At 71.3% G+C, this 8,308-nt stretch carries 6 protein-coding genes, 1 pseudogene and 1 riboswitch; of the genes and pseudogenes, 2 read left to right on the forward strand and 5 right to left on the reverse strand.

The features are described 5' to 3' along the window. Nucleotides 1–366 carry a hypothetical protein gene (locus AB0O40_RS22205; RefSeq protein ID WP_365044272.1) on the forward strand — a complete coding sequence of 122 codons (366 nt, stop codon included), beginning with the start codon at nt 1–3 and terminating at the stop codon, nt 364–366. Nucleotides 367–469: 103 nt separating this feature from the next. Here the strand turns inward: AB0O40_RS22205 and AB0O40_RS22210 are convergent, their stop codons facing one another. The 5 genes from AB0O40_RS22210 to gcvT all read right to left on the reverse strand — a co-directional run bounded on the left by AB0O40_RS22210 (nt 470) and on the right by gcvT (nt 6,683). Beyond that, nucleotides 470–1,852: an L-serine ammonia-lyase gene (locus AB0O40_RS22210; protein WP_365044275.1), complete on the reverse strand. Its 1,383-nt coding sequence runs from the start codon at nt 1,850–1,852 to the stop codon at nt 470–472. A 124-nt stretch (nt 1,853–1,976) separates the two neighbouring features. Beyond that, nucleotides 1,977–3,638, reverse strand: coding sequence for an APC family permease (locus AB0O40_RS22215; RefSeq protein WP_365044278.1), 1,662 nt, complete (start codon nt 3,636–3,638; stop codon nt 1,977–1,979). A 180-nt stretch (nt 3,639–3,818) separates the two neighbouring features. Next, entirely contained in the window at nt 3,819–5,075 is a 1,257-nt protein-coding gene (gene glyA / locus AB0O40_RS22220) for a serine hydroxymethyltransferase (RefSeq protein ID WP_365044281.1), read from the reverse strand. 23 nt (nt 5,076–5,098) lie between these two features. Beyond that, a complete protein-coding gene (gene gcvH, locus AB0O40_RS22225; RefSeq protein WP_365044284.1) occupies nt 5,099–5,476 on the reverse strand; it encodes a glycine cleavage system protein GcvH in 378 nt (125 codons plus the stop codon). A 91-nt stretch (nt 5,477–5,567) separates the two neighbouring features. Next, nucleotides 5,568–6,683, reverse strand: coding sequence for a glycine cleavage system aminomethyltransferase GcvT (gene gcvT / locus AB0O40_RS22230; RefSeq protein ID WP_365044287.1), 1,116 nt, complete (start codon nt 6,681–6,683; stop codon nt 5,568–5,570). A gap of 181 nt (nt 6,684–6,864) precedes the next feature. Next, a riboswitch (glycine riboswitch) is annotated at nt 6,865–6,973 on the reverse strand. A 224-nt stretch (nt 6,974–7,197) separates the two neighbouring features. Here gcvT and AB0O40_RS22235 point away from each other — a divergent pair. Continuing rightward, nucleotides 7,198–7,776, forward strand: a pseudogene (locus AB0O40_RS22235) (AAA family ATPase); the annotation flags it as partial. Between the last annotated feature and the right edge of the window lie 532 nt (nt 7,777–8,308).

The raw sequence follows: 8,308 nt of genomic DNA on the forward strand, positions 1-8,308 counted from the left end.
GTGACTGAGCTGTTCGCATCCGACCGCATGTTCAAGCTGTGGGCCTACACGGTCAGCCACCGCCGCCTCCTGCTGCGCAGTACGTCCGAGGGCGGTGTCGCGGAGTCGCGCATCGACGTCTGCTTCGGGGGAGTGGCCCGCATGTCGGTGGAGCCCTTCTATGACGGGCTGACCGTGACGGAGGTGCCCCAGGACGAATGGGCGGCGTACAGCGGCCGCATCGGAGAGGTCCCGTCCGGCTTCAGGCTCTACGCGCTCGGGGCCGGACAGCAGGGGGGCCTGGTGATCGCCGGAGTCGTCCAGTGGCACGAAGACACGCGGGGTTTTGACGATCCTTCGTACTTCGGCCATTTCCCCGGAGCGTGATCCCGGGCGACGCGGTGCTTGACCGCGGCGACACATGAGCGAAGGGGCGGTGCCCGGATTTCTCCGGGCGCCGCCCCTTCGGCGTTCAGCAGACGTCAGTGCGTCAGCACTCGATGACGTTGACCGCGAGGCCGCCGCGGGCGGTCTCCTTGTACTTGATCTTCATGTCGGCGCCGGTCTCCTTCATGGTCTTGATGACCTTGTCCAGGGAGACCTTGTGGCTGCCGTCGCCGCGCATGGCCATCTTGGCCGCGGTGACGGCCTTGACCGCCGCCATGCCGTTGCGCTCGATGCACGGGATCTGGACCAGGCCGCCGACCGGGTCGCAGGTCAGGCCGAGGTTGTGCTCCATGCCGATCTCGGCGGCGTTCTCCACCTGCTCCGGGGTGCCGCCCAGCACCTCGGCCAGCGCGCCGGCCGCCATCGAGCAGGCCGAGCCGACCTCGCCCTGGCAGCCGACCTCGGCGCCGGAGATGGAGGCGTTCTCCTTGAAGAGCATGCCGATCGCGCCCGCGGCCAGCAGGAAGCGCACCACGCCGTCCTCGTCCGCGCCCGGGACGAAGTTCATGTAGTAGTGCAGGACGGCCGGCAGCACGCCCGCGGCGCCGTTGGTGGGGGCCGTCACGACCCGGCCGCCGGCGGCGTTCTCCTCGTTGACCGCCATGGCGTAGATGGTGGTCCACTCCGAGCGGTGCATCATCGGGTCGCCCTCGGTGCGCAGCTGGCGCGCCGTGGAGGCGGCCCGGCGCTTGACCCGCAGGCCGCCGGGGAGGATGCCCTCGCGGGACATGCCCCGGTTGACGCAGGACTGCATGACCCGCCAGATCTCCAGCAGACCGGCCCGGATCTCGTCCTCGGTGCGCCAGGCCTTCTCGTTCTCCAGCATCAGCGAGGAGATCGACAGGCCGGTCTCCTTGGCCAGCCGCAGCATCTCGTCACCGGAGCGGAAGGGGTACTTCAGCACGGTGTCGTCGAGCTTGATCCGGTCCTCGCCGACCGCGTCCTCGTCGACGACGAAGCCGCCGCCGACCGAGTAGTAGGTCTTCTCCAGCAGCGGGGCCCCGGCCTCGTCGTAGGCGAAGAGGGTCATGCCGTTGGCGTGGTACGGCAGCGAGCGGCGGCGGTGCAGGATCAGCTGGTTCGGCTCGTCGAAGGCGATCTCGTGGACGTCCCCTATCTCGGCGCCCAGCAGGCGCAGCCTGCCGCTCTGCCGGATCCGCTCGACCTCGTCGTCCGCGGACTCGACGTCGACGGTGCGCGGGGAGTGGCCCTCCAGGCCCAGCAGGACGGCCTTGGGGGTGCCGTGGCCGTGCCCGGTCGCGCCGAGGGAGCCGTAGAGCTCGGCCCGCACGGACGCGGTCTGGGCGAGCACGCCGTCCTTCTTCAGCCGGTTCACGAACATGCGTGCGGCGCGCATCGGGCCCACCGTGTGGGAGGAGGACGGACCGATGCCGATGGAGAAGAGGTCGAACACGGAGATGGCCACGGAGTCGGACTCCTTTGTCTGCTCGTGGAGGGGCAGGAGATGGGGATGTGTGCGGATTTTGTCCGACAGACGAGCCTAACCCGCTCAGGTGAACGGTTCGCCTGCCGGACCGGTACTTATGGGGTCATGCGTGGGACAGCTCACGTTCCCGGTCGGCAGTCTGGGCCTCCGTGGTGGAGTCCGCCTCGCCGTCGAGTACGGGGTCCGGGCCCGGGAGCCCGGCGAGGTGGGCCTTGACTCCGGCCCGGACGGCCCAGTGGTAGACACCGAGCGCCATGGCCGCGACCAGGGCGATGTCCAGGCCGCCCGGGATGCGGCCGGTGCCGCCGAAGTCGGTGCCGCCCAGCCAGGAGAGCAGGGACAGCGCGCCGAGGAAGCAGACGATCCACCAGGCCGGGGCGAACTGCCCGGCCAGGTCCCGCTCCCCCTTGCGGCGCAGGACCAGGGCGGCCACCGGCGCCGCCACCAGGGTCAGGGCCGTGACGATGCCGGTGTTGGGCCACTTCGACCAGTACAGCGCACAGGCGGCGAAGACGAAGGTCAGCGGGCACAGCACGGAGGCCATCGGCAGCCGGAACGGCCGGGGCAGGTCCGGCTTGGTGCGGCGGAAGACGCCCACCGCGACCGGGCCGATCAGGTACGAGATGACCATGGCGGCCGAGATGATCGGCGCCAGGGTCTTCCAGCTGTGGCCCACGGTGACCAGCAGCAGCACCGAGAAGCCGAGGTTCAGCCACATCGCCGGGCGGGCGGTGCCGTAGACCGGGTGGGTCTGCTGGAGCTTCTTGGGGAAGAAGCCGGTCTCGGCGAGGTTCTGGACCATGTACGCGGCCGAGGCCACGTTGGCGATGTTGGAGCCGGCGGGCGAGATGAAGGCGCCGAACTGGAGCATCACCACCACCCAGTGGATCATCAGGAGCTGGGCCAGCTCGGCGAACGGCGAGTTGAAGTTGATCCCGCTCCAGCCGCCGGCCTGGGCCAGCTGCTCCGGCGGGACGGCGCCCAGGAAGGCGGTCTGCAGCGCCAGGTAGATCACCAGGCCCAGGGAGAGCGCGCCGACCAGGGCGATCGGGATGGCCCGGCCGGGGTTCTTGGCGGCGCCGCCCAGGTTGACCACGGCCTGGAAGCCGTTGAACGCGAAGACCACGCCCGAGGTGGTGACGGCGGTCAGGACGGCGGTCCAGCCGTTGGGCGCGAAGCCGCCGTGGGCGGAGAAGTTCTCGGTGTGGAAGCCGGAGGCGATCAGGGCGGCCACCGCGAGGACCGGGATGGCGAACTTGACCAGGGTCAGCAGCGAGTTGATCTTGGCCAGGAGCTGTACCGACCAGTAGCACGAGAGCCACAGCAGCACGGTCAGCACCAGCGCCACGGCCATGCCGAAGGCGGTCAGCTGGTGGCTGCCCGCGTCCACCAGGCCCTTCGCCCAGCCGAAGCTCCACGAGGACATGTACTGCGTCGCCGCGATCGACTCGATCGGGATCAGCGAGGCCACCGCGATCCAGACGGCCCAGCCGGTGATGAAGCCGAGCACCGGACCGTGCGAGATCGAGCCGTACCGGGCCATGCCGCCCGGGATCGGGTAGGCCGCGCCCACCTCCGCGTAGGACATGGCGATCATGCCGATGAAGACCGCGCCGATCACCCAGGCGGCCAGCGCCGCCGGGCCGGCCACCTGGGCCGCGGTGCCGGCGCCGAAGAGCCAGCCGGAGCCGAAGATGGAACCGATGCCGATCATGACCAGCGCGAAGAGACTGAGTCCCTTCCGGTTCGCCGCACTCATGTCCATGAGGGTGCCTGCCTGTCGTCCTTGACGGGGGGATGCCTTATGTCGAGCCTATTTACGAATATTTGGCGCAATCAGAGGCATCAGGGCCCACCGCCTGGGACGTTGGTCATGAGAAAGGCCCGGCCTGTGGGAACCGCAGGCCGGGCCCTGCTCGTACGCCGTACGGAGCGGCGGACCGCCTTACAGCGAGGGGTACAGCGGGTGCTTCGCGGCCAGCGCGGAGACCCGGCCCTTGAGGGCGTCGCTGTCGTACGCGGGCTTCAGCGCCTCGGCGATGATGTCCGCGACCTCGGTGAAGTCCTCGGCCTGGAAACCGCGGGTGGCCAGGGCCGGGGTACCGATCCGCAGGCCCGAGGTCACCATCGGCGGCCGCGGGTCGTTCGGGATGGCGTTCCGGTTGACCGTGATGCCGATCTCGTGGAGCCGGTCCTCGGCCTGCTGGCCGTCCAGCTCGGAGTTGCGCAGGTCCACCAGGACCAGGTGCACGTCGGTGCCGCCGGACAGCACGTCCACGCCCACGGCCTTGACGTCGTCCTGCACCAGGCGCTCGGCGATGGCCTTCGCGCCGGCCAGGGTGCGCTCCTGGCGCTCCTTGAACTCGGGCGAGGCGGCGACCTTGAAGGAGACCGCCTTGGCCGCGATCACGTGCTCCAGCGGGCCGCCCTGCTGACCGGGGAAGACCGCGGAGTTGATCTTCTTGGCCAGTTCCTGCGTCGACAGGATGACACCGCCGCGCGGACCGCCGAGGGTCTTGTGCGTGGTGGTGGTGACGACGTGGGCGTGCGGCACCGGGTTGGGGTGCAGGCCCGCGGCGACCAGGCCGGCGAAGTGCGCCATGTCGACCATCAGGTACGCGCCGACCTCGTCCGCGATGCGGCGGAAGGCGGCGAAGTCCAGCTGGCGCGGGTAGGCGGACCAGCCGGCGACGATCAGCTGCGGCTTGGACTCCTTGGCGAGGCGCTCGACCTCGGCCATGTCGACCTGGCCCGACTCGTCGACGTGGTACGGGACCACGTTGTAGAGCTTGCCGGAGAAGTTGATCTTCATGCCGTGGGTCAGGTGACCGCCGTGGGCCAGGTTCAGGCCCATGATCGTGTCGCCCGGCTTGAGCAGCGCGAACATCGCGGCGGCGTTGGCCTGCGCGCCCGAGTGGGGCTGCACGTTGGCGGCCTCGGCGCCGAAGAGCGCCTTGATGCGGTCGATCGCGATCTGCTCGACCACGTCGACGTGCTCGCAGCCGCCGTAGTAACGGCGGCCCGGGTAGCCCTCGGCGTACTTGTTGGTGAGGACCGAGCCCTGGGCCTCCATGACCGCGACCGGAGCGAAGTTCTCCGAGGCGATCATCTCGAGGGTGGACTGCTGACGGTGGAGCTCGGCGTCGACGGCGGCGGCGACGTCCGGGTCCAGCTCGTGAAGGGGAGTGTTCAGAAGCGACATCGGGATCCCTCGGTGTGGTCCGGTCAGCCCTTGGTGAGGGCGGCGTACTCGTCGGCGGTCAGCAGGTCGGCCTCGCCCGTGATCTTCACCTTGAAGAGCCAGCCGCCCTCGAAGGGGGCGGTGTTGACCAGGGCCGGGTCGTCCACGACGTCCTGGTTGGCCTCGACGACCTCGCCGTCGACGGGGGCGAACAGGTCGCTGACCGACTTGGTCGACTCCAGCTCGCCACAGGACTCGCCCGCGGTGATGGTGGCCCCGACCTCGGGCAGCTGGGCGTAGACGACGTCACCGAGCGCGTTGGCCGCGAACTCGGTGATGCCGACGGTGGCGACGCCGTCCGCGTCGACCTCCGAGACCCACTCGTGTTCCTTGGTGTAGCGAAGCTGCTGGGGGTTGCTCATGGCCTGATTCTCCTGGATGCGGGGGAGTGCTGATGAACGGGTGTCTTGGAGGGTGAGACGAAGGAGGTGGCGGGATCCCGGTGCGGGATCGTCACTTCTGCCGCTTGTAGAACGGCAGGGCCACGACCTCGTACGCCTCATGCGTACCGCGGATGTCGACGCCGACACCGGAGGTGCCGGGCGCGGCGTGCGCCGCGTCGACGTACGCCATGGCGATCGGCTTGCCCAGCGTCGGGGACGGGGCACCCGAGGTGACCTCGCCGATGACCTGGCCGTCGGCGACCACCGGGAAGCCGGCGCGCGGGACCCGGCGGCCCTCCGCGATCAGGCCGACCAGCTTGCGCGGCGGGTTGCCGGCGGCGCGCTCGGCGGCGGCCTCGAGGGCGGCGCGGCCCACGAAGTCGCCCTCCTTCTCGAACTTCACGACCCGGCCCAGACCCGCGTCGAAGGGCGTCAGGGCGGTGGTCAGCTCGTGGCCGTACAGCGGCATGCCGGCCTCCAGGCGCAGCGTGTCGCGGCAGGACAGGCCGGCCGGGACCAGGCCGGCGCCCTCGCCGGCCTTGGTCAGCGCCTCCCACAGCTCCACCGCGTGCTCGGGCTTCACGAAGAGCTCGAAGCCGTCCTCGCCCGTGTAGCCGGTACGGGCGATCAGGGCCGGGACGCCCGCGACGGTGCCGGGCAGGCCCGCGTAGTACTTGAGGTTGTCCAGGTCGGCGTCCGTCAGGGACTTCACGATCGCGGGGGACTCGGGGCCCTGCACCGCGATCAGCGCGTAGGCGTCCCGGTCGTCGCGAACCTCGGCGTCGAAGCCGGCCGCGCGCTCGGTGAGGGCGTCCAGCACGACCTGGGCGTTGGAGGCGTTGGCGACGACCATGTACTCGGTCTCGCCGAGGCGGTAGACGATCAGGTCGTCGAGGATGCCGCCGTCCTCCTGGCAGATGTGCGTGTAGCGGGCGCGGCCGACGCCGACGGTGGAGATGTTGCCGACCAGCGCGTAGTCGAGGAGCTTGACGGCCTCGGCGCCGGTGACGGTGATCTCGCCCATGTGGGAGAGGTCGAACAGGCCGGCCTTCGTGCGGACGGCGGTGTGCTCGTCCCGCTCGCTGGCGTAGCGCAGCGGCATGTCCCAGCCCGCGAAGTCGGTCATCGTGGCACCGAGGGCACGGTGCACGGCGTCGAGGGCGGTCAGACGGGGGGTGTTCGACATAGGGGTGGCTCCCAGGGCAGGCCGCGTCAAAAGATGAGGACGGTTCCTCCCCATCTGTCATCGGAACCTGAGAGGTTCGTCACGACCGCAGGCGCGTACGAAGCTACGCGTCGCGGGGGTGACTTGCACCTTGGGTGGGGTCCGGTGGGCGATGCCGGTCGGACCCGCTTTTCAGATGTGCCTCGCCCGCGCGGTAACTGGGCCTGAGAGATTCAAGGGAGGGTCTTGCTCCTTCGGCGCCCGGTGCGGCCTGCCGGTGGCAGGGCCCGGAACTCTCCCGCGCGGATTCAAGCGGCCTGTATGGAGTTGGCGCGCACATCATTGCACGCGTCCGGCGGGAACGGGGGGCCGGGCCCCGGGGCAAATCTCCGGGTGGGGGCGGGGGACGGGGCGGGGCGGCAGCCGGCTCCGCGGGAACCGTACCCCTCGCATTACCGTCTCTTTACACTTAGTGGGCATGGGTCCGGTTGACCCTTCCCCCAGCTGCCGCTGGGAGGGGCCCTCAGGGGAGGCGATCGCTGTGCGGATCTTCGGAGCGGTGACGGTGCCGGACGGGGCGGCCCTGGCCGTGCCGGTCCAGCCGGACCGGCGCAGCGCGGCGCCGGCCGCGGCGGCCCCGGCCGGCCGGGTGCGGGACCTGCGGGGGCTGGGCGCCGCCGGGCCCCGGCGGCTGGAGTTCGCGGCCGGGGACCTCGTGGTGGTCTCCGGGCTGCCGGGCAGCGGCAAGAGCACCCTGATGAAGCGGGCCGTGACCGGCCCGGCCATCGACTCCCAGGACGTCCGCGAGCGGTGGGAGGCCCGGCTGCCGGGGCGGCTGCCGTACGGCCTGTACCGGCCGGCGGTCCGGGTGGCGCACTACGCCGGCCTGTGGGCGGCACTGCGGTCGGGGCGCAGCGTGGTGGTCCACGACTGCGGTACCCAGGCCTGGGTGCGCCGGCTGCTCGGACGGGCCGCGCGGCGGCGGGGGCGGTCGCTGCACCTGCTGCTGCTGGACGCGAGTGCGGGGGAGGCGCTGTCGGGCCAGGCGGCGCGGGGCCGCGGCGTGAGCGCCTACGCCTTCACCCGCCACCGGCGCGCCGTCGCCGCCCTGCTGGCGGCCGCGGAATCCGCCGCCCCGCCCGCGCCTGAGTCGGCTCGCCCGCTTGCCGCCGAGTCGGCTCGCCCGTCTGCGACGGGGTCCGCCCGCTTGCCTGCGGCGGAGTCCGCTCGCCCGCGTGCGGCGGGGTCCGTCCGCCTGCCTGCCGCCGAGTCCGCCCGCTCGCTGGCTGCGGGGTCCGCCCGCCCGCTTGCCTGCGCCACCGTCACCCTGCTCGACCGCCCCGCCGCCGCCCGCCTGACCTCCATCACCTTCCTACCGCCGCCTGACCGACCCGCGACCCATTGACGATGCCTCGCCTACCAGCCGTGCTGGGGGCTCCGCCCGGCGGTAGCTGGGGGAGTTTGAGGCGGCGGCCGCGGAGCGGCGGTACGGGCCTACCAGCCTCGCTGGGGGCACCTCCCAGCGGTAGCTGGGGGAGTTTGAGGCGCGGGCTCCAGCAACGCGCGCACGCCCGGGCCAACGGCGAGCAGGCACAGGATCGGCAACTCCAGGCCGCCGCCCGGGCCGACGTCGCCACCGACCCGAG

It is taken from the genome of Streptomyces sp. NPDC089919, assembly GCF_040684615.1.
GTDB lineage: Bacteria > Actinomycetota > Actinomycetes > Streptomycetales > Streptomycetaceae > Streptomyces.

Excerpts from the sequence above, each read along its gene's own strand:
- AB0O40_RS22215 (WP_365044278.1), bottom strand. The coding sequence starts at position 3,638 with ATGGACATGAGTGCGGCGAACCGGAAGGGACTCAGTCTCTTCGCGCTG.
- glyA (WP_365044281.1), bottom strand. The coding sequence starts at position 5,075 with ATGTCGCTTCTGAACACTCCCCTTCACGAGCTGGACCCGGACGTCGCC.
- gcvH (WP_365044284.1), bottom strand. The coding sequence starts at position 5,476 with ATGAGCAACCCCCAGCAGCTTCGCTACACCAAGGAACACGAGTGGGTC.
- gcvT (WP_365044287.1), bottom strand. The coding sequence starts at position 6,683 with ATGTCGAACACCCCCCGTCTGACCGCCCTCGACGCCGTGCACCGTGCC.